The 1,313-nt window shown below is 48.1% G+C and carries 2 protein-coding genes; both read left to right on the top strand.

Annotated features, from left to right (window positions below; all coding sequences use genetic code 11):
• The first annotated feature begins 62 nt into the window (after positions 1-62).
• Positions 63-356: a transposase gene (locus tag ADIS_RS18275; RefSeq protein WP_035806907.1), complete on the top strand. Its 294-nt coding sequence runs from the start codon at positions 63-65 to the stop codon at positions 354-356.
• Positions 353-1,186 (top strand): IS3 family transposase, encoded by an 834-nt coding sequence (locus tag ADIS_RS18270; protein WP_051113352.1) that lies wholly within the window; start codon positions 353-355, stop codon positions 1,184-1,186. The genes ADIS_RS18275 and ADIS_RS18270 overlap by 4 nt, the downstream gene beginning before the upstream one ends.
• Positions 1,187-1,313 lie beyond the last annotated feature (127 nt).

Genomic DNA, 1,313 nt, shown 5'->3' with positions numbered 1-1,313 from the left:
TATAATACTCCCCTAAAATGGTACCAGAGGTTAAGTTAAAAAAAACGTTTAAATTTAACCTTATGAGCAAGCAAACAAGACGTAAATTTTCATCTGAATTCAAGGCCAAAGTGGCACTTGAAGCGGTCAAGGGGCAGTATACGTTGGCCGAACTGTCCACTAAATTCGATGTCAGCCCTGTGGTCATTTCCAAGTGGAAAGGGGAATTTTTGGAGAACATGTCCTCGGTATTTGACAAAGGGCAGTCCAGGAAAACGGATGATGATCCGGTGATGGATGGGCTCTATGCGGAGATAGGTAAGCTGAAGGTGGAGAATGACTTTTTAAAAAAAAGTTGCAAGAAACTGGGGATATGAAAGCACGGAGTGGCCTGGTTTCGCCCGATTACAGGTCGCTGTCTGTTAGACGTCAGTGCAAAATACTGGAAGTCCCCCGTAGCAGTCTTTACTACAAACCGAAGGGGGAAGGCGAGCTCAACCTGGAGCTGATGGGCATAATGGACAGACACCTTACCGACCACCCCACAGAAGGGGTTGTATCCATGGTTTACCTGTTGACGGGACTGGGCTTTGCTGTCGGTCCCAAACGCATCCGGAGGCTCTTCAGGCTGATGGGCAGGGAGACCCTTTACCGGAGGAAGAACCTCACCAGATCGGGACTGAGGGAATATATCAGGCCCTATCTGCTCAGAAACCTGGAGATAGAACGTCCCAACCAGGTATGGGTGACCGACATCACCTACATTCCCATGCGGAAAGGTTTCATGTACCTTACGGCAGTCATGGATGTGTACAGCAGGAAGATTCTCTCTTGGGGCATCTCCAATAGCCAGGATGGAAAATGGTGCAGGGAGGTGCTCGAAGAGGCGATAACAGCCCACGGCAAGCCTGAGATAGTCAATTCCGACCAGGGGAGCCAGTACACCTCTGGTCTCTGGATCAATTACCTTGAAGGTCTCGGGGTCAGGGTCTCCATGGACGGCAAAGGAAGGGCGTTGGACAACATATACATCGAGCGGTTCTGGCGTTCCATCAAATATGACTACGTTTACCTGAACCCAAGCGAGGATGGCTTTGAGCTGTGGAAAGGGGTGAAATGGTACATGGATTACTATGACACCAAGATACACCACACCACCCGGGAAACGCCCGGGGAGAGATACGGGAAAATCCGGAAAGCGGCATAACCAATATTTTAGTTGTCCTGTTATTCAAGGGTACCCTTGAATAACAGGACAACTAAAGACTTATTAACAAATAAATATATTAACTTAGTACCTGTAACTTTTGGTCCAACAAATGGGGAGTATTATA

The organism is Lunatimonas lonarensis (assembly GCF_000390185.1).
GTDB lineage: Bacteria > Bacteroidota > Bacteroidia > Cytophagales > Cyclobacteriaceae > Lunatimonas > Lunatimonas lonarensis.
Note: the sequence above shows the minus strand (reverse complement) of the source record. Positions and strands in the feature narration are given on the sequence as shown.